Raw genomic sequence first — 18,101 nt, 5'->3', positions numbered from 1 at the left:
TCAGTATGTTATTCTGACTCTCTCGGGGAGTCGGTGCAAGCTTTAAAATCCTGATCAATAAATGACCTGATTGGGTTGGAGAGTGTGGATTTTTATAACAATATGATGGGAGGCTTAAATAAATTATTTATATAATTAAATTATATGATGATTTTAGTTTCTTGGTTATTCTGCCCAACTATTACCAGGCAGTACTGGAAGTTTTTTCTCAGCAACTCTCCCCAATCTGCATAATCGCTGGAATTGATCCGCTCTTCTCTCTCCCCTCACTCCTTGAATGGTTGTATTAATAACTGATCAATCCTTGAATCCTGAGGCTGTCGATATTGTTTCAGGCCAATGGTCATATTGAGGTGGCCATCCTTGGGTTGAGGGACGTAGGTGCCAAACAACTGATCCCATACACTCAGGAAGAAGCCGAAGTTGGAGTGGGTTTCAGTTGGGTGCCAGGAATGATGCACGCGGTGCATATCGGGGGTAACGATGATCCGTCGCAGGTGGCGGTCGAGGTGGTTGGGCAACCTGATGTTGGCGTGGTTAAACATGGCAGAGGCGTTCAGCAGGATTTCAAACAGCAGGACGGCCAGTGCCGGTAAGCCAAGCAGGGTGATAACGGCGGTTTTGATCAGCATCGACAGCAGTATTTCCAGCGGATGAAAACGCAGGGCGGTGGTGACGTCGATATCAAGATCGGCGTGGTGCATGCGGTGTAATCGCCATAATAACGGCACGGCGTGAAAAACCCGGTGTTGCGCCCAAATCAGGTAGTCCAATAGCAGGATGGTCGCAACCAGCAGCAGGGGGCTGGGCAGCTGTTCAAGCAGTGGGGTATGCAGTAGTCCCCAATGGTGTTGTTCGGCCAGCAGGGCGATGCCGACGGCAGCGGCAGGAAACAGCAGTCGCAGTATCAGGCTGTTGAGAACGACGAGGCCGAGGTTGTTGAGCCAGCGTTGTGGTTTGCTGGCGTGGAGCGGTCGGCGCGGCTGGAGCATTTCCAGCAACGCCATCAATAACAAGACCCCAAAAAAGACGCTGGTACGGATGATCGGTTCATATGTCTGCCAGTCGGTCATGGTCTGTCCTGTGTGTCCTTGAGGTCTGTGTTGGCCGTCTGTCAGCAGCAGGCCTGGGTATTGGTGTCGGTTTCCGGTAGCGCATTGCCACAGCCTTCAAATAACCCGAAGTGCTGGCTGAAGTCACCGATAAAACGGAAATGTTCTGCAAAGCGGGTATCGTGCAGCATTTTCCAGGTGTTGCCGCACACCGGGAACAGGCGTCCGGCTTCGATGCGGTGGTGGCTGTCCAGTTCAAAACAGTGAGGCGACAGGGTCTGGGTGCCGTTATAGATAACAGCCTGGCCATAGTCTTCGCATTCACTTTCCAGCCCTTCGAGTTTGAACAGTCGATAGGTGGCGGAAGAGAAGCGTAAATTGCCGGTCGACAAGGCCAGGGCATCGTCGGTGATTTCCAGCGGGTGAGCCTCGACTAAACGCGGGTCAGCAAAGCCATTGGCTTTTGAGAGCCGCAGGAAATCCTGGGTATACAGGGCGCCGCCCAGGCATTCGCCATATAACACCGGGTCGTTACGTACGGCAGCGGGGACGCGGCGGTCGGAATACACATCGGAGAAGAAAAATTCACCACCGGGTTTCAGCAGTTGGTGGACGCCTTTCAGCACGGCGGCTTTGTCGGGGGAGAGGTTGATCACGCAGTTGGAAACAATGACGTCGAATGACTCAGGTTCCAGACCGAGTTCGTCGAGTTTTTCGATAAAGCCTTGAATAAAACGAACGTTGGAAAAACCAAATGCATCGGCGTGCCAGTCTTGATGTTGGCGTGCAACGGCCAGCTGTTCGTCAGTCATATCGACACCAATCACTTCACCTTCAGGCCCGGCCAGCTGAGCCAGGGCGTAAACATCACGACCGGCACCACAACCGAGGTCGAGAATCCGGCAGCCGCGTAATTGGGTTGGGCATACCAGTCCGCAGCCGTAGTAGCGGGTTAATACTTCCGGGTGAATGGCGGCCAGCAGGGGTTTGAGCCAGCCTGGCATGGCGGTTGGGTCACAGCAGGCGGTGGTTTTCAGGTCGGCGGAGCTTTGTAGCTGTTTGCCGTAGTAGTCTTGAACGATGTCATGCATATCAGTGGCTCCGGAGCGGGGCTGGTTGTGAGGTCGATGGGTAATCAGCAGGCGTTGAGCGCTTCTGTCACCAGCCAGTGGCTGGGCAGATGTCGCAGGTCGTCGGGTTCGTCGATATCGTGCAGCATGGGTTGTTCGGCCAGGGTGCGCTGGTCAGCCAGAATGCGTTCACGGCTGAGTTGTGCCACGGCGGCGGTACTCCAGGGCATATTGGTAAACAGGCTGTCCAGCGGTTGCCGTAATCCGAGCAAGGCATAGCCGCCATCACTAACGGGCGTGAGGCAGGTGTCATGGCTATCGAGAGCATGTGCGGCTGTCTGTAAATGGTCACGGCTCAGGCCGGGGCAATCGGTGCCTATCAACAGTATGGCTTCACCGGCGGCGGTCGCACGGTGTACGACCCGGTTGAGGCGCTGGCCAAGATCGCCACCGCCTTGTTCACTGAGGGTGACGAGAGCTGGCAGTGCCAGAGTCGACCAGATCGGATGGTGTACCGAAGGGCTGACACACAGTTCAACCGGGCCAATCCCGGCGGCCAGTGCTTCGGTGAGAGTGTGTTGCAGCAGGCGCTGGGCCAGTTGGGCAGACCCCTGTTCTTCCAGGGCCGGAATCAGCCGGGTTTTGGCGTAACCCGGCAGTGGCGCTTTGGCCATGATTACCAGTCGTGTACGGGTGTTAGGTTTGCTCATGTTTTGTTGTATTCCTTTGCCAGTTGTTCTGCCGGCGCGCCGCGCCAGTAAGCCCAGCGTAACCGCCACATCAGGAAAATGGTGCGCCACACGCCATGTTGCAGCCAGCGGCGGCCTGAGGTGTGTACCTGGGCGCGCAGGCAGTGTGGGCGTTGTTGGCGCTTCAGGCGCTTGGACAGCTCGATATCTTCCATCAGTGGCTGGTCGGGAAACTGGCCAACGTGGTCGAACAAGGTACGGCTGACGAACATGGCCTGATCTCCGGTAGCAATACCACTCAGGCGAGAGCGCAGGTTGATCAGGGTGGCAATCACCGTCAGCATCAGGGCGTCACCGCTGATCGTTACATCAAAACGTCCCCAAAGTGGTGATAAATGATGTTGAAGCAGTGGCTCGATCACCTGGTGTGGCTGTTCCGGTAGCCGGGTATCGGCATGCAGGAACAGCAGCAAGTGCCCTTGGGTATGCTGAGCGCCGGTGTTCATTTGTCTGGCCCGGCCACGGGCTGACGGTACTACCCGGAACCCGGCTTGGGTGGCAATGGCGACCGAATCGTCCCGGCTGCCGCCATCGACCAGCAAAACGTCGCAGCGGTGGCTGCCTATCTGTCCTCTAACGCGAGTCAGATGGGCCAGCAAGTCGGGCAGGGAGCCGGCTTCGTTCAGCATCGGGACGATGATGGACAGCACCGGGCTGTGCTCCGGTATCCGGTGCTCAGGGCAGGGTGCGGTTAAGTCGCCAGTCATAGTCCAGATACTCGATGTCTTGTTGGCCTGCTTGCAAGCGTTGAATGGCGTCGTCTGGTAATGCCAGGGCGGCATGATAGTGAAGGAAGAAATCTTCCAGCCGTTGGTAGCCTTTCCAGCCCTGTTCAAAATCCTCGCGATACCATTTGAAAATCGAGGAGACTGCCAGAACGTCGCCATCGAGGCGGTTTTGCTGACGGTTGCTGAGGAACTGGCGCGTCTGTTCATTCAGCTGAATGTCGAGCTGGGCGCCGCTGTAGGCTTCTGCCCGTAAGGGCGGACAGCCTATGCTGGCGCAGTTCACGGCAAAGTGAATCAACGGGTTGTTGTAGCGTCCGGGCTGTCGAATCAGCGTGTGTTCAATATCATCCAGCGAGCGGGTTTGGCCCAATAAAGGGATAATTTTCTTGCTCCAGGGTGAGCTGAAAAAATTACCCAGGTCTTTGATGGAGTCCAGGTTGGGCCAGGAGGTCAGAATGCGTTCGACCGTCCAGGCGTTATAGGCATTGATCAGGAAGGCCAGCTGTTCGTCTTTGTGCCATTGCTGGAAATCGGCTTCTGATGCGGTCGCGAGCGCTTCCAGATACTGCGTCAGTAACGGTCGTTCGGCATTGATGCCTTGATAATCCACCTGGGTGGATTGGCCATCGGCAGTGGTGTGTACATAACGGCTGAGCAGCTGATTCCATTGGGTATGGTCGAAGGCTGGTCCAGCTTCACTGTTGTCCATTGCTTGTTCGGTATGTACGGCTTGTCCGGCATTAACCGTTTGCCCGGCGTCGATAACCTGATCGCTGGCGTCAGGCTGGTCAGGTGCCGCGGTGTCAGCCTGGACAGGCAGTGAACCCAGCAGCGAGAACAGTAGGGCCAGGCCGCTGGCCATAACCCGTTTGGGCCGGCGTTGACGTCCTGGTTCTGCCATTGGAGGATGAACTTGACGGTGAATCTCGTGAGTATCAGGCATTGCCGCGTCTCCAGTTATGGTAGCGTTCCAGCCAGGCCAGTACGCGCTCTGGTGCATGTGCCCGCTTCCATTCGCCAGCGACGTATTTATTGGCTTCGGCCCAGGTTGGGTAAGCGTGGATGGTGCCAAGCACCTTGTTGAGTCCCAGGTTGTGTTTCATGGCCAGTACAAATTCGGCCAGTAGATCGCCGCCATGTTCACCAACAATGGTGACGCCGAGAATGCGATCTTTACCCGGCACGGTCAGTACTTTGACAAAGCCATGGGCGGCACCGTCGGTGATGGCCCGGTCGAGGTCGTCGAGGTTGTATTGGCTGATTTCGTAATCGATGCCTTGGGCTTTGGCTTCTTGCTCGTTGAGGCCAACCCGGGCAATTTCAGGGTCAAGAAAGGTCGTGGCCGGGATGACGCGATAATCGACGCGGAATTTCTTGAATGAGCCAAACAGTGCATTCACCGCAGCGTACCAGGCCTGGTGGGCGGCAACGTGGGTAAACTGATACGGCCCAACCACATCCCCGGCGGCAAAGATATTGGGGTAGAGCGTTTCCAGATATTCGTTGGTGACCAGGGTGCGGTTGGTTTCGATATTAAGATTTTCGAGGCCATAGCCGTTCAGTCGGGCACTGCGGCCGATGGCACACAGTAGCTGGTCAAATTCCAGGGTGATTTCTGTCGTGCCCTGAGACGGCTTGGCCGGGTCATGGGCGACCAGAACAATACGCTTGCTAACGCCTGCTTCAGTCTCGACCTGTTCGCAACGCACGACGCGATGATGGGTCAGCAGCGTGACGCCATCTTGTTGTAATGAATCGGCAGCCAAGGTGGACACGTCTTCGTCTTCCCGTGCCAGAATGCGTGGACCACGTTCAATTTGCGTAACCTGAGAGCCGAGACGGGCAAAGCTTTGGGCCAGCTCGCAGCCGATCGGGCCGCCTCCCAGTACCACCAAGCGTTTTGGGGCCTGATCCAGCTGGGCAAAGGTGTCCCATAATGTATCGCTGGTGACGTAACCAACTTCATTCAGGCCAGGAATATCCGGGATCGTCGGGCGAGCGCCAGTGGCAATAATGACTGAACGGCTGGTCAGATGTTGAACCTCGTCTTCCCCACCGGTGGACGACGGGCGACGAATTTCAACGGTCCAGGGGTCAATCAGTTTGGCGTAACCCTGCATGACCTCAACACCGAGTTTGGTGTAACGTTCGACGCTGTCGTGGGGTTCGATGGCCTGAATCACCTGATGCACCCGCGCCATGATAGTACGGAACGAGAAGCGGGGGACGTCGGTTGCTGGTGTCTCTGCTGTCAGGCCATAGTGTTCGGCATGGCGAATCTGATGCGCGACCTTGGCGCTTTTGATCAGGGCCTTGCTGGGGACACAGCCATAGTTGAGGCAGTCACCCCCCATCTTGTTAGCTTCAATCAGGGTCACTTTGGCTTTGACGGCGGCGGCGATATACGCCGATACCAAACCACCGGCACCGGCTCCAATCACTATCAGGTTACGGTCAAAATGACGGGGTTTTTTGTAGCCATCGTAGACACGTCTGGCTTTGATGACGGCCAGCAGTTTTTTGGCTAGCAACGGGAACAAGCCCAGCAAGGCAAAGGATAAAATCAGCGATGGTGACAAGATGCCAGACAGGCTTTGCAGCTGCGATAACTGGGTGCCTGCGTTAACGTATACCGCCGTGCCGGCCAGCATGCCGAGCTGACTGACGCCGTAAAATGTGGCGGCCCGGACAGGGGTTAGTCCCATCAACAGGTTGATCAGAAAGAAGGGAAAGACCGGTACCAGACGCAAGGTAAACAGATAAAAAGCGCCGTCTTGGCGGACACCATCGTTAATGGCTTGCAGGCGCTCGCCAAAACGTTTTTGTACGGTGTCTTGCAATAGATAGCGTGAGGCGAGGAATGCCAGCGTGGCACCGATGGAGCTGGCGAACGATGCAATCAGCGTCCCCCAGCCTAATCCGAACAGGGCTCCTGCGGCAAGGGTCATGATCGCCGCGCCGGGTAGCGACAGGGCTGCCATCACGATATAGGCCAGCAGGAACAAACCGCCGCTGAGCAGAGGCTCCGCCTGACGCTGCTGTTCAAAATCGCTCAAGCCGTTTTTCAGGCCGTCGAGTGTCAGTAGCTGGTTCAGGTCGAAGTAAAAAAAGCTGCCAACCAGTGCCAGCGCCAACAGTATCAGGGAAAGCTTCTTCATCGGGTTCTCCAGGTTGGGCTAAAGTGCGCCGCCACAGCTGCTGCCTTGGCCTGCGGTACAACCGTAACAATGGTCGGCCACGGCGACCGGCTGGTTGTTCAGGTCGTGGGTCAACAAATCACGCAGGTGTCGGGTGGCATGGTCGGCTAACGGCATTTCAAGTTGTTGGTTAAAGTCGCAGTCGAACAGATTGCCCTGCCAGTCGACGCTGACGGTCGTGCGGCACATCACGCCAGCGAGGTTGTCGTCCTGATGGTGGCTTTTCAGCAGCTGCATATAGTCGGCAAACTGACCCTTGGAAATCAGCGTGGAACCAAAGCGTTTGATGGGCATATTGGCGAGCACAAACAGTTGGTTGAATTCGATATCAAAGTGTTGTTTCAGCTCGCGGCGATAGTCGGCTTCGAGGGCTTGTTGATTGGGCGGCAATACTGGGCCCTGAGGGTTAAATACCAGGTTCAGGGTCAGGCCACTGTTGGCTTTGCCGTAGCCCAGTTCGTTCAACAGTCGTAGTCCGGTGATGCTTTTATCGAAGACGCCATTCCCCCGTTGCTGGTCGACATTTTTCACCGAGTAGCAGGGCATGGAGGCGACAATCTCGACGCGGTGTTCGGCGAGAAATTGAGCCAGTTGTTCTTGCCCGGGTTCGCATAATACGGTGAGGTTGCAGCGGTCGATGACCTTGACGCCAGCGGCAGTGGCCTGGCTGACCAGATAACGGAAATCATCGTGTAATTCCGGTGCGCCACCAGTCAGGTCGAGGGTGTGAATCTGACGGGCTTTTAGTATCGGTACGATCAGGTCGATGGTCTCTCGGTCCATCATTTCGGTGCGGTTTGGCCCGGCGTTAACGTGACAGTGCAGGCAGCTGAGATTGCAGCGATAGCCCAGATTGACCTGCAATATTTCCAGCGGTTGGCGTTGCAGGGCAGGGAAGTCAGTCACTTCCAGCAAGGGGAGTGTCGCGTGCATAAAGGCTCCGGTTTTGGGTAATCAAGCGGCGTTAATCGGTTGTTATTTATAAGTGTGGTCGCTGCTCGGCGCGATTGCTTACAAATAAAGAGATTTTTTTGCGACTGTTTATGCGCAACCAAACGACGGACAAGCCCCGGGAGCAGAATATCGGCCTGCAGCCTGGGGTGTCACAGGGGGTTACGGTTCAGGTTGGCGCCTTTGTGGGGTAAGTGGGATGAGTGTGGTGCAAGTCGGCTTCGTGATTCGAAATCATCCGGTAGCCCAGAGTGAGCACCGGATTAAATAGATGTCCTCAGGACTCTGCCCAGCCAAATAATCGCTTTATGGACAAGGCAATGACTCCGGTGATGTGAACGGGCGGTGTAAACAGTCTGTGTGGATAGAGGGGGGGAGCAGAAAATAATTCCCTGGCGGCCCAATCAAAGAGCGATTGGGCGACGCTGCCAATCGCCAAATCAGTCAATGCCTAGCAGCAGTTCCAATGCACGCTCGAGCCGGTCGGTAATGGTATCCATTGCCAGCAGTTGTTGCTGGGTGTCCGCATCAAAAGCAATCAGTCCAAACAGTTGGAAACTGAACTCGTTGACCGGTTTGGTTTGCCAGTCGTGGGCCTGGTACACCGCCTGGAATTCCGGTTGGCGGAAAGCCAGGATATCCAGCCGTTTGAGAATCCGCTGCTTGAGTTCCTCGTGGTAGTCGTGATCGTCCGGGTCGGCCTCGAGGTCCAGGAAGGGTTCGCAGTCGTAGACCATATAAGGCAGCGTCTGTTTTTCCGCGATAGCCCGGTAGCGTTGGCGAATATGAATATTAAGCAGCAAACGGCCATCATCGAGGGCCTTGAGCAACTCTGGCTGACCTGCCGAAAATATCGGGTAAGGCTTGTAAGTCGCCTGGTTGGAGTGCAGCGCAGTGTGCGGATCCTGATTGGGCTTGGCCGGGCTGAGCAGCTTTTGGGTATGGCAGATAGCAACCGGTGTCTGGGTATCAAGACAGTGCTGGATCATCTTGCGATAACGGGGTTCGAACACATGTAAGGGGAAGACGGTGCCAGGGAAGGTCACGCAGTCCGGGATGGGGAAGATACAGATATCGGTCATAAATGGTCTCCGGAACGGACGGGCGTGTGCCCGTATAACGCTGGTCAGATTGGTCTGTTATACCCTGATGACTGCGGTTGGACGATGAAAGATTGTTACGGCGGGCAGCAGGCACCCGCCGCGAGGTTCAAGGCTGGTCGTACCCCTCAGCCAGGTGTTTGTCTTTCAGTTTGACGTAGTTACCGGCACCGTAGGTAAAGAAGCTGCGTTCCTTGGCGGTGATTTCCCGTACCGGTTTGGCCGGTGTTCCCATATAAACCCAGCCGCTTTTGAGGACCTTGCCCGGAGTGACGGTCGCGCCAGCGCCGACAATCACGTCGTCTTCGACAATGGCGCCGTCCATGATCATGGCTTTCATACCGACCAGCACGCGATTGCCGATGGTACAGCCGTGCAGCATGGCCTGGTGGCCGATGGTGACGTCGTCACCAATGATCAGCGGGTAGCCGCCGGGGTTGTAATCGCTGGCGTGGGTGATGTGGAGCACTGAGCCATCCTGCACACTGGTGCGGGCGCCGATGCGAATATGGTGCATATCGCCACGAATCACCGCCAGTGGCCAGACCGAGCTGTCGTCGCCCAGTTGCACGTCGCCAATAACGACGGCGCTGCGGTCAACAAAAACCCGTTGGCCCAAGTCTGGGGTTTGGCCCTGAAAACGGCGGACGCTGTTCATCGTGGTGTACTCCTGTGTGGTGGCTTGTCTGTTATGCATGCGGTGTTGCCAGGCAGAAACAATAATAGCTTTATAGTGGCCTGTTGGTCTTCTGGTGCAACAATGTGTCTCGGGTCGGGTGGGTGAAACACGTCTTTACTGTACTTATATTAGCGCTTCCCCACCATTCTCTAGAGGTCTTGTTTATGTCGAATCTGGATGTGTTGTTTACGCCAGTGTCACTGGGTGACATTGAGTTGGCTAACCGTTTTGTGATGGCACCACTGACCCGTTGCCGGGCTGTAGGTCATCTGCCGAATGCATTAATGGCGGAATATTATGGACAACGGGCCAGTGCTGGTCTGGTGATTACAGAATGCACGATGGTCACGGAAGGAACGTCGGCGTTTGGGAATGACCCCGGCGTGTATGCTGCCGAGCAAGTGGATGCCTGGAAGCAAACGGCTGATGCCGTACATGCCCGTGGCGGCAAGGTGTTTATGCAGATCTGGCACGCGGGTCGTGCTGCTCATCCTTTGCTCAATCATGGTAAAGAAGCCGTGTCGGCGAGTGCCATTGCAATCGAAGACGAGGTGCATACCCCGGAAGGCAAGCAACCCTATACCGTGCCCCGAGCATTAACCACCACTGAGATTGCCGATATTGTGCAAGACTTCCGGCGGGCGGCAGCCAATGCCATCCGTGCGGGTTTTGATGGTGTGGAGGTACACGGTGCCAATGGCTATCTGATAGATCAGTTTCTGCGGGACAGTTCGAACCAGAGAACGGATGCGTATGGCGGCTCATTGGCAAACCGGGCTCGGCTGTTGTTCGACGTTCTGGATGCTGTCACCGCAGAAATCGGCAGTGGTCGAGTGGGATTGCGCTTGTCGCCACTAAACAGTTTTAACAGCATGCGTGACAGTGACCCGCTGGGCTGGATGCAATATCTGGCGACTGGGCTGAACCGCTACCAGCTGGCGTATTTACACGTTATGCGGGCGGATTTTTTTGGTATTCAAAGCGCCGACGTCGTGCCCGTGGCTCGTGAGTATTACAACGGCTCCTTGATCGTCAACATGGGCTACAGCCCGGAAGAAGCGGCGGCAGCCCTCAGTGCCCGTCACGCTGATGCCGTGGCCTTTGGTACCGGTTTGCTGGCCAACCCGGATTTACCAGCCCGGGTCAAAGCCGGTGCGGCACTGAATACACCGAATCCGGACACTTTTTACACCTCAGGGGCAGAGGGTTATACCGACTATCCATCAATGGATGCCTGAGCGGTCATTGCCCTGCGGCCAGCGTCGCTTGACGTGGTTGCAGGGCGATTGTCTTCATAGCCAAAATATATCGTTACAGGATTCTGCTTGAATTGTGGCTACTTGCCCCAAATACTCTGTGTATTGCCCTCTCGATTACGGATGACTATTCATGACCAATCCTTTGCTTGAAGATTCGCTGTTGCCTGCGTTTTCGGCGATTCAGCCTGAGCATGTACAGCCTGCTATTGAATTCCTGCTGAACCGCAATCGTGAGCGCATGGCGCAATTGCTGGCCGACCTCAAGACATCGGGTGAAACCCCCGGTTGGGACACCCTGGTGGCACCACTGGAGCAGTGGGATGACGAACTGAGCAAGGCCTGGTCGCCGGTGGGTCATTTGAATGGCGTGAATAACTCGGATGAACTGCGGGAAGCCTATAACGCCTGCCTGCCATTATTGAGTCAGTACAGCACCGAAGTCGGCCAGAATGCAGAACTGTGTAATGCCTACAAAGCGCTGCAAGCGTCGGACGAATTTGCCACCTTGAGTGTCCAGCAGCAAACCACCATCAATAACGAATTGCGGGATTTTCACCTGGCGGGTGTCGATTTGCCCGCCGAGAAAAAACAGCGTTTTGGTGCTATCAGCCAGCGCTTGTCGGAAATCACCAGCAAGTTCAGCGAGAACGTTCTGGATGCCACCCACGCCTGGCATAAACAGATTACGGATGAGGCCGAGCTGGCCGGGCTGCCGGATAGTGCCAAGTCATTGCTGGCGCAACTGGCGCAGCAGAAAGAACTGGAAGGTTATCTGATCACACTGGATTTTCCTTCGTTTTACCCGGTGCTGACCTACGCCGACAATCGTGAGTTGCGCCGTGAGGTGTACACCGCCAACGTCACGCGGGCATCCGATGTGGGCCCAAATGCAGGTGAGTTTGATAACTCCGCCCTGATGCTGGAAATCCTGCAACTGCGTTATGAGCAGGCCCAATTATTGGGTTATGAAAGCTACGCGGCGTTGTCGCTGGCCAGCAAAATGGCTGACACTCCGGATCAGGTGCTGGAATTCCTGAACGATCTGGCGCAAAAAGCCAAGCCTCAGGCGGAGCGTGAAATTGCCGAGCTGAAGCAGTTTGCGCTGGAAGAATACGGCGCCGATGACTTGCAACCCTGGGATGTTGGTTACTACGCCGAGAAACTGCGGCAGCAGCGTTATGCCTTGTCGCAGGAAGATATTCGTCCTTATCTGCCGGTTGATACTGTCATCAAAGGCATGTTTGAAACCGTCTCCCGGCTGTTCGAGCTGGAGTTTGTGGAACAGCAGACGTTTGACCGTTACCACCCGGATGTCCGCTTTTTTGAGATTCATAAAGACGGCCAGCATCTGGCGTCTTTTTATCTGGATCTGTACGCCCGGGCGAAAAAACGCGGCGGTGCCTGGATGGATGTCTGCCGTACCCGGCGTCATACCAGTACCGGGCTGCAATTGCCGGTGGCGTATCTGGTGTGTAACTTTACTCCGCCAGTGGGCGAGCAACCGGCGTTGTTGACCCATGATGAACTGACCACGCTGTTCCACGAATTTGGTCATGGCTTGCACCATATGCTGACGCGTATGGATGTGGCGGCGGTGAGTGGTATTTCCGGGGTTGCCTGGGATGCCGTGGAGCTGCCGAGCCAGTTTCTGGAGAACTGGTGTTACGAGCCAGAGGCGCTGGCGTTTATTTCCGGACACTATCAAACCGGTGAGCCATTGCCAAAAGCATTGCTCGATAAATTATTGGCTGCCAAAAACTTCCAGAGCGCCATGGGCACCATGCGGCAAATTGAATTTGCCTTGTTTGATTTCCGTTTGCACCACGAATTTCGTGAGCAGGGTGCCGATGTCCAGGCGTTACTGGACGATGTGCGTCGCCAGGTTACCGTGGTACCAACCGTGCCGTTCAGTCGTTTCCAGCATGGCTTTACCCATATTTTTGCCGGTGGTTATGCCGCCGGGTATTACTCCTACAAATGGGCGGAAGTATTAAGTGCCGACGCCTTTTCCCGCTTCGAAGAAGAAGGGATCTTTAATAAACACACCGGCTTGAGTTTTCTTGATGAAATTCTCAGCCAGGGCGGCAGTCGCACAGCGGCGCAGTTGTTCGAGAACTTCCGGGGCCGGGCGCCATCGGTTGAACCCTTGCTGCGTCACTGTGGTATCGACCTGTCACAATCCGCTACTGAAGAAGAGATTGCCTGATGACTGCAATTCGACGTCCACGCCGCTTTATTGCCGGGGCGGTATGCCCCAAATGTGCTGAAATGGACCGGCTGGTGATGTTCACCAATGAAGCCGGTGAAGAAGTCCGCGAATGTGTCAGCTGTGGCTATACCCAAACCACTTCGGAACAGGTGCTGGAAGATGAACAGAACAACCTGGCGACCGAGCTGACCACCCGGGTCTCGCCGCTGGATGGCAAGGCACTGCTGGATGATGAAGAGCAGCCGCTCAAAATTATCGGTCTGACCCCCGACCCCTGAGTTCTGTACCCGGGAGCTGGCAATGAGCCTCGGGTCTGTGTGTATACGTAAGGAAACGCATTTTAAACTTGGTCACGGCGATCGGGATGGTTAGACTGGCCATCTTCCAACACGGAGTCGTTTGTTGTGATCAAGTGGCAGGTGCGCAATATATTGCCGATATTATTCTTGCTGTTGCTGCAAGGCTGCGCCACGTATGGGGCCGGTCTGGGCGCAGTATTGGAAGACGTCAAGCAAGGCAATTTTGCTGCGTCAGAAGCGCAGCTCAAGCAGGCGCTTTCTCCTGGCGGCAGCGACCGCTTGCTCTATTACCTCGAACTTGGCGTGATCCGCCACCTGAATGCCGATTATCGCGGCAGCAATCAGGCCTTCGAACAGGCTGAACGTATCAGTGAACAGCTGGAAACCACCAGCCTGGTAAACAGCACACTGGCAATGTTCAGTAATGCCCGGCAGGCGGACTACGCTGGCCAACCCCACGAAAAACTGTTGATCAATTATTTCAAGGCACTGAACTATCTGGCGTTGGCCGCTGGGCAGGAAGGTCGTAATGAACGCCTGGATGCTCTGGATGGTGCCCGGGTTGAAGCGCGGCGCTTGATTCTCAAACTGAATGATATGCGAGACCAGCAGGGCAGTTACGCCGAGCAAGCCGAACAGGACAGCGGTACGCTCGCGCTGCTGAACGACGTATTCAGTGCGTTATCCGGCAGTGTGATCAACGAAGATAACCTCACGTATCGAGATGATGCGTTGGCGCATTACCTCACCGGCCTCAGTTTTGAAATGAATCGCGAGTACGATGATGCCCGTATCAGCTACCAGCGTGCCGCGGAAACCTATGAGCAGGGCTACGCCAAACAATATCGACTGGGTAACGGCATGGCTCAGCAAGCCTGGCTGGATAGTGCCCGGATGATGGCCCTGGCTGGTGGCTACGATTCTGAACTGGCGCGCCTGAAACAGGACAAGCTGACCTCGGCCCAGCGTCAGCAGCTGGAGCAGTTTGATCCGCAGCAGGCGCAGGTGGTCGTGATTGAACACAAGGGGCTGGCCCCGGAGCTGGAAGAACTCAACGTCAATATGTGGGCCGACCCGTATACCCGTTCACTCAAGCTGCAGCCCTATTTGTTGGCCAATGACTCGGATGCCTGGGCCTGGTTCTATTTGCTCTACTCCGACAAGGGTGTTTACAACATCCTGACGGCGTATCTGGATGGCACGCAGTATGGTTTCAGCTTTAGCCCGTTTACCAAAACCATATTGCTCGGGCCGGCCTGGCAACAGCTGGAAAGCCTCGGTCTCGACAAGGCGATTGGTTCTTCGTTACGGGTAACTGTGCCTTACTATCGACGTATCACGCCATTGGGAGGCTCTACCTTGACGGTGAACACTTCCGGGCAGGAGCAGTCGTTGGTGATGGACAAGGCGGCCAGCCCAGCCCAGCTGGCACTGCAGCAACGCTTGCTGCACTCTTCGGCAGACATCCAGCAAGCACTGGCGCGTTCAGCCTTGAAAGCCGTTTCGGCCCAGGCGGTGGGTGACAGTGTGGATTCACAGGGGCTGGTGTCGTTTATTGGCAAAATGGCCGCGCAATTAACCGAAGCCGCGGAAACCCGCAGCTGGTTGCTGTTGCCCAACGATATTCGTATCCGCCGGGTGATGCTGCCCGCTGGCGATAATGAACTGACACTGACGTCGACACTGGAACCTGGAGTGGTCGACCGTCATCAAACCCGGATGACATTACAGGCGGGCGAGATTGCCTTGTGGCAGGTACGGTCTCTGGGGAATATATCAACAAGCAAATAATCGGCGCCTGTTATGGTTGGCAGTGCGCCGATGATCAATTCAGACCGGCAAATAGTTGTCGAAAAGGGAGAGGATGACCATGTTTAGTAGATTTCGCACGTCCCCGTTGATCACATCACCACGGACGGTGTTACTCGGTTGTGTGGTACTTGCCACGGCTACAGTGAGTGGTTGTGGCAGTACCGAAGTCAAGCGGGTCGACAGCAACGAAGAGATCGCCTTGAGTGATCGCTGGAATGCGACCGACTCTCGCCTGGTGGCCGAAGAAATGGTGACCGACATGGTGTCGTTCCCCTGGGCGACCGAATTTGAAATGGATCATGGTCGCAACCCGACGGTGATTATCCAGCGTATCAGCAATAAATCCCACGAGCATATTGCCGTCGATACCTTTATCAACGACATCAAGCGCAGCATTATCCGCTCCGGTAAAGCCAGTTTTGTGGCGAGTGGCGAAGAGCGTGAATCGGTACGGGATGAACGTTCGGATCAGGAGCTGAATGCCAAGGACGCCAAGTCGCAAGGGCAAGAAAAAGCCGCAGATTATGCACTGTCCGGGACGCTGAATTCGATCGTGGACCAGGCCGATAAAGAGCGTGTCACTTTTTATCAGGTGGATCTGAAACTGATCGATATGGAGTCCAATATCGAGGTCTGGAATGGTCAGAAGAAGATTCAGAAATATCAGAAAAAGTCGTCATTCGGGCTGTAATTCATGACTAATCAAACACGCCTCTCGATCTTCAAAAACCTGGCGGCGGCAAGCTGTTGTCTGCTGCTGGTGGCGTGTGCCTCCACGCCCAGGCAAACAACAGACAGCCTGGCGGAGACCAGCACCGGCCAGCGGCCAGGCGGCATGCCGGACTGGGCACTGACGCCACCTTCTGCTGCCGGGATGGCGTACGGGGTTGGCAGTATCGAGGTGTATGGTGACCCGGTCAGTGCCATCAAGCGTGCCAGCGAGCTGGCGCGGGTTGATCTGGTCAGCCAGTTACGGGTGACAATCAGCGGTGATTTTTCGTCGACGGTGACAGAAACATCAGGCAGCGACAAGGAAACCCGGGTGCAGCGTAATGTCAGTCAATACGCTCGCAGTCAGGTGGCCGAGGTACAGCTGGACGAGGTAACGATTACCGATGCCTCCGTCGCGGGTGGTTATGCTTACGCGTTGGCAGAACTGGATCGCACCGCGGCAGCAGCCCGTTTGCGCCAGCAGATGTCGGAAATAGAACAGCAGCTGGACCAGTACACCGATGTTGCGCCGCAAGGCGATACCTTGCAGCAGCTGCGTGTGATGTTGCCGGTATTGGAGCTGATAGCCGAGCGCCAGGCCTTTGCTGACAAACTCGGGCTGGTCAGTGTCCAGCATCAGATCCCGGCACTGTCTGCAGAGCATCAAGCCTTGCAGCAACGGGTTTATAGCTTGCTGGATCAGTTGACGGTACGGATATCCTTTGACAATGACGATGCCCGCCTGATGCAGGGCGAACTGATCGAAACGCTGGCATCACAGGGCTTGCGGGTACAGACCCAGGGTAATACCGATCTGGTTTTTGCGGTCAGTGCTGAACGCAGTTCGCGGCAGCAGGGCGGCCGTTTTTATGCCTTTGTGCAGGCGCGTATCACCATTGCGGATAGTCAGAGCCGGGTGTTGTCGTCATTCAGTGACACAGCGCGAGGTGTATCCGGGCTGGAAACCAAGGCCTGGCAGGGGGCTGCGAGTGCTGTGGCCGACCAGTTGCAACAGGAATTGGCCAAAACCCTGGCGGAGCGGTTGCGCTAAAACAGATACCGGCTCCTGCAACAGGAGCCGGTATCCCGTTGTCTTACTGACGAATACCTTCGATATACAGCTCCAGATCGACGGGCAGATTCCCCAGCGGGCCATCCATTTTGTAGTCCTTCAGCATGATCGTGGTTGAGCCACTGAAGCCGGCACGGTAGCCACCCCATGGATCATCACCTTCACCAACCTGGCTGACTGGAAAGGTAATGCTTTTGGTGACGCCATGGAAATTAAAATCACCGCTCAGTTCGCCAGTGCCAGCCCCTGTTGGTTTATAACCGGTGCTTTTGAACGACGCTGTGGGGTACTGGTCGGTAGACAGGAAGTCTTTGCTGCGCAGGTGTTTGTCACGCTCGGCATGGTTGGAGTCGATTGAAGCGGTATCAATCTTGATTTCGATCTCGGTATTCGCCGGTTTGGTTTTGTCCCAGTCGAAGTTGCCTTCAAAGGTATTAAAGCGGCCGGTCAGCCAGCTGTAACCCAGGTGTTTGACCTTGAACTGGATGGAGGCATGGGCACCCTTGGTATCCACAATGTACTCCGCCGCGTTGGCGACGGTAGCGGTCATGGCCGCGGCAGATACGGACAGAGCAATAAGCAGTTTTTTCATAGAGGGGTCCTTGATCCGGGGATCGTCAGTCGTTCATTAAATGGTGTATTCAATCGCGTGTATGGATGTTGACGGTCTTATGGCCGCAGCATGCGTTTCAGGGTGTTGTCCTTGTTGATGACATGATGTTTCAGGGCTGCAAGGGCATGCAGCGCCACCATGCCGGCCAGTGACCACGCCAGCAGCTCATGAATCTGTCCGGCAATTTCTTCCTGGCTGCCGCGGTCTGTGAGGGTGGCGGGCACAGAAAACAGACCAAAAACGTCCACCGCCCGGCCATCGGCGGTCGAAATCAGGTAGCCGCTGACAAACAGCGCCGCCATCACCAGATACAAACCCAAGTGCATCCAATGGGCGGCTTTGTTTGCAATGGCCTTGTCCGCCAGACCGGTGGGGACGGTGTTGAGCTGACGCCAGATCAGTCGGGCAAGAAAGACCAGCGCCAACAGCACGCCCACGGCTTTATGAAATTCCAGCGAGCCGTGATACCAGTTGTCGTAATAGGTCAGCTCAACCATATAAAGGCCAAGCCCGAACATGCCAATCACTCCCAGCGCCATCAGCCAGTGCAGGGCAATGGCAACCAGTCCGTAGCGATTCGGGGTATTTAGGATCATGGCA

17 protein-coding genes are annotated in these 18,101 nt (G+C 55.6%); 6 read left to right on the top strand and 11 right to left on the bottom strand.

The genetic code is table 11. From position 1 onward, the window contains the following. Nucleotides 1-266: 266 nt before the first annotated feature. From Q8W24_RS03625 to Q8W24_RS03585, 9 genes are all read right to left on the bottom strand, one after another. On the bottom strand, nucleotides 267-1,073 hold the full coding sequence (locus tag Q8W24_RS03625; protein WP_305474434.1) for a sterol desaturase family protein: 807 nt from the start codon (nucleotides 1,071-1,073) through the stop codon (nucleotides 267-269). Nucleotides 1,074-1,114: 41 nt separating this feature from the next. After that, nucleotides 1,115-2,143: a methyltransferase domain-containing protein gene (locus tag Q8W24_RS03620; protein ID WP_303431286.1), complete on the bottom strand. Its 1,029-nt coding sequence runs from the start codon at nucleotides 2,141-2,143 to the stop codon at nucleotides 1,115-1,117. Between the two features lie 44 nt (nucleotides 2,144-2,187). Beyond that, nucleotides 2,188-2,832, bottom strand: a complete 645-nt coding sequence (locus tag Q8W24_RS03615) for a TIGR04282 family arsenosugar biosynthesis glycosyltransferase (protein WP_305474432.1) — start codon at nucleotides 2,830-2,832, stop codon at nucleotides 2,188-2,190. After that, the gene (locus Q8W24_RS03610; RefSeq protein WP_305451434.1) at nucleotides 2,829-3,578 is read right to left on the bottom strand and encodes a TIGR04283 family arsenosugar biosynthesis glycosyltransferase; all 750 of its coding nucleotides are present in this window, start codon (nucleotides 3,576-3,578) and stop codon (nucleotides 2,829-2,831) included. The genes Q8W24_RS03615 and Q8W24_RS03610 overlap by 4 nt, the downstream gene beginning before the upstream one ends. Continuing rightward, nucleotides 3,547-4,542 (bottom strand): DUF547 domain-containing protein, encoded by a 996-nt coding sequence (locus Q8W24_RS03605; RefSeq protein ID WP_305474431.1) that lies wholly within the window; start codon nucleotides 4,540-4,542, stop codon nucleotides 3,547-3,549. Before Q8W24_RS03605 ends, Q8W24_RS03610 begins: the two co-directional genes overlap by 32 nt. Beyond that, nucleotides 4,535-6,757 carry an FAD-dependent oxidoreductase gene (locus Q8W24_RS03600; RefSeq protein ID WP_305474428.1) on the bottom strand — a complete coding sequence of 741 codons (2,223 nt, stop codon included), beginning with the start codon at nucleotides 6,755-6,757 and terminating at the stop codon, nucleotides 4,535-4,537. The genes Q8W24_RS03605 and Q8W24_RS03600 overlap by 8 nt, the downstream gene beginning before the upstream one ends. 18 nt (nucleotides 6,758-6,775) lie before the next feature. Beyond that, entirely contained in the window at nucleotides 6,776-7,729 is a 954-nt protein-coding gene (gene arsS / locus Q8W24_RS03595) for an arsenosugar biosynthesis radical SAM (seleno)protein ArsS (RefSeq protein WP_303431293.1), read from the bottom strand. A 458-nt stretch (nucleotides 7,730-8,187) separates the two neighbouring features. After that, a complete protein-coding gene (locus Q8W24_RS03590) occupies nucleotides 8,188-8,829 on the bottom strand; it encodes an LON peptidase substrate-binding domain-containing protein (protein WP_305474425.1) in 642 nt (213 codons plus the stop codon). Nucleotides 8,830-8,956: 127 nt separating this feature from the next. Beyond that, nucleotides 8,957-9,544: a gamma carbonic anhydrase family protein gene (locus Q8W24_RS03585; RefSeq protein WP_305451430.1), complete on the bottom strand. Its 588-nt coding sequence runs from the start codon at nucleotides 9,542-9,544 to the stop codon at nucleotides 8,957-8,959. Nucleotides 9,545-9,690: 146 nt separating this feature from the next. On the opposite strand from Q8W24_RS03585, the gene Q8W24_RS03580 reads away from it, so the two are divergent. The 6 genes from Q8W24_RS03580 (at nucleotide 9,691) to Q8W24_RS03555 (ending at nucleotide 16,867) form a co-directional block, all read left to right on the top strand. Continuing rightward, complete coding sequence (locus Q8W24_RS03580) at nucleotides 9,691-10,764, top strand: alkene reductase (protein WP_305474422.1); 1,074 nt, start codon at nucleotides 9,691-9,693, stop codon at nucleotides 10,762-10,764. Nucleotides 10,765-10,915: 151 nt separating this feature from the next. After that, the gene (gene prlC / locus Q8W24_RS03575) at nucleotides 10,916-12,991 is read left to right on the top strand and encodes an oligopeptidase A (RefSeq protein ID WP_303431297.1); all 2,076 of its coding nucleotides are present in this window, start codon (nucleotides 10,916-10,918) and stop codon (nucleotides 12,989-12,991) included. Beyond that, nucleotides 12,991-13,272, top strand: coding sequence for a YheV family putative zinc ribbon protein (locus Q8W24_RS03570; protein ID WP_303431298.1), 282 nt, complete (start codon nucleotides 12,991-12,993; stop codon nucleotides 13,270-13,272). The genes prlC and Q8W24_RS03570 overlap by 1 nt, the downstream gene beginning before the upstream one ends. A gap of 126 nt (nucleotides 13,273-13,398) precedes the next feature. Beyond that, nucleotides 13,399-15,084, top strand: a complete 1,686-nt coding sequence (locus Q8W24_RS03565) for a hypothetical protein (RefSeq protein WP_303431299.1) — start codon at nucleotides 13,399-13,401, stop codon at nucleotides 15,082-15,084. Nucleotides 15,085-15,163: 79 nt separating this feature from the next. Then, the gene (locus Q8W24_RS03560; protein WP_303431301.1) at nucleotides 15,164-15,796 is read left to right on the top strand and encodes a penicillin-binding protein activator LpoB; all 633 of its coding nucleotides are present in this window, start codon (nucleotides 15,164-15,166) and stop codon (nucleotides 15,794-15,796) included. A gap of 3 nt (nucleotides 15,797-15,799) precedes the next feature. Continuing rightward, nucleotides 15,800-16,867, top strand: a complete 1,068-nt coding sequence (locus tag Q8W24_RS03555; RefSeq protein WP_305474420.1) for a hypothetical protein — start codon at nucleotides 15,800-15,802, stop codon at nucleotides 16,865-16,867. A 43-nt stretch (nucleotides 16,868-16,910) separates the two neighbouring features. Here the strand turns inward: Q8W24_RS03555 and Q8W24_RS03550 are convergent, their stop codons facing one another. Both Q8W24_RS03550 and Q8W24_RS03545 read right to left on the bottom strand, forming a co-directional pair. Continuing rightward, nucleotides 16,911-17,480 (bottom strand): YceI family protein, encoded by a 570-nt coding sequence (locus Q8W24_RS03550; RefSeq protein ID WP_303431304.1) that lies wholly within the window; start codon nucleotides 17,478-17,480, stop codon nucleotides 16,911-16,913. Between the two features lie 77 nt (nucleotides 17,481-17,557). Next, nucleotides 17,558-18,097: a cytochrome b gene (locus Q8W24_RS03545; protein ID WP_303431305.1), complete on the bottom strand. Its 540-nt coding sequence runs from the start codon at nucleotides 18,095-18,097 to the stop codon at nucleotides 17,558-17,560. Between the last annotated feature and the right edge of the window lie 4 nt (nucleotides 18,098-18,101).

This window comes from Oceanobacter sp. 4_MG-2023, assembly GCF_030689165.1.
GTDB lineage: Bacteria > Pseudomonadota > Gammaproteobacteria > Pseudomonadales > Oceanobacteraceae > Oceanobacter.
This window is presented reverse-complemented; position numbering and strand designations above follow the sequence as displayed.

Coding starts and splice junctions, on each gene's coding strand:
- Q8W24_RS03620 (WP_303431286.1), bottom strand. CDS start 2,143: ATGCATGACATCGTTCAAGACTACTACGGCAAACAGCTACAAAGCTCC.
- prlC (WP_303431297.1), top strand. CDS start 10,916: ATGACCAATCCTTTGCTTGAAGATTCGCTGTTGCCTGCGTTTTCGGCG.
- Q8W24_RS03545 (WP_303431305.1), bottom strand. CDS start 18,097: ATGATCCTAAATACCCCGAATCGCTACGGACTGGTTGCCATTGCCCTG.
- Q8W24_RS03560 (WP_303431301.1), top strand. CDS start 15,164: ATGTTTAGTAGATTTCGCACGTCCCCGTTGATCACATCACCACGGACG.
- Q8W24_RS03590 (WP_305474425.1), bottom strand. CDS start 8,829: ATGACCGATATCTGTATCTTCCCCATCCCGGACTGCGTGACCTTCCCT.
- Q8W24_RS03600 (WP_305474428.1), bottom strand. CDS start 6,757: ATGAAGAAGCTTTCCCTGATACTGTTGGCGCTGGCACTGGTTGGCAGC.
- arsS (WP_303431293.1), bottom strand. CDS start 7,729: ATGCACGCGACACTCCCCTTGCTGGAAGTGACTGACTTCCCTGCCCTG.
- Q8W24_RS03605 (WP_305474431.1), bottom strand. CDS start 4,542: ATGCCTGATACTCACGAGATTCACCGTCAAGTTCATCCTCCAATGGCA.
- Q8W24_RS03610 (WP_305451434.1), bottom strand. CDS start 3,578: ATGACTGGCGACTTAACCGCACCCTGCCCTGAGCACCGGATACCGGAG.
- Q8W24_RS03550 (WP_303431304.1), bottom strand. CDS start 17,480: ATGAAAAAACTGCTTATTGCTCTGTCCGTATCTGCCGCGGCCATGACC.
- Q8W24_RS03585 (WP_305451430.1), bottom strand. CDS start 9,544: ATGCATAACAGACAAGCCACCACACAGGAGTACACCACGATGAACAGC.
- Q8W24_RS03625 (WP_305474434.1), bottom strand. CDS start 1,073: ATGACCGACTGGCAGACATATGAACCGATCATCCGTACCAGCGTCTTT.
- Q8W24_RS03570 (WP_303431298.1), top strand. CDS start 12,991: ATGACTGCAATTCGACGTCCACGCCGCTTTATTGCCGGGGCGGTATGC.
- Q8W24_RS03615 (WP_305474432.1), bottom strand. CDS start 2,832: ATGAGCAAACCTAACACCCGTACACGACTGGTAATCATGGCCAAAGCG.
- Q8W24_RS03555 (WP_305474420.1), top strand. CDS start 15,800: ATGACTAATCAAACACGCCTCTCGATCTTCAAAAACCTGGCGGCGGCA.
- Q8W24_RS03580 (WP_305474422.1), top strand. CDS start 9,691: ATGTCGAATCTGGATGTGTTGTTTACGCCAGTGTCACTGGGTGACATT.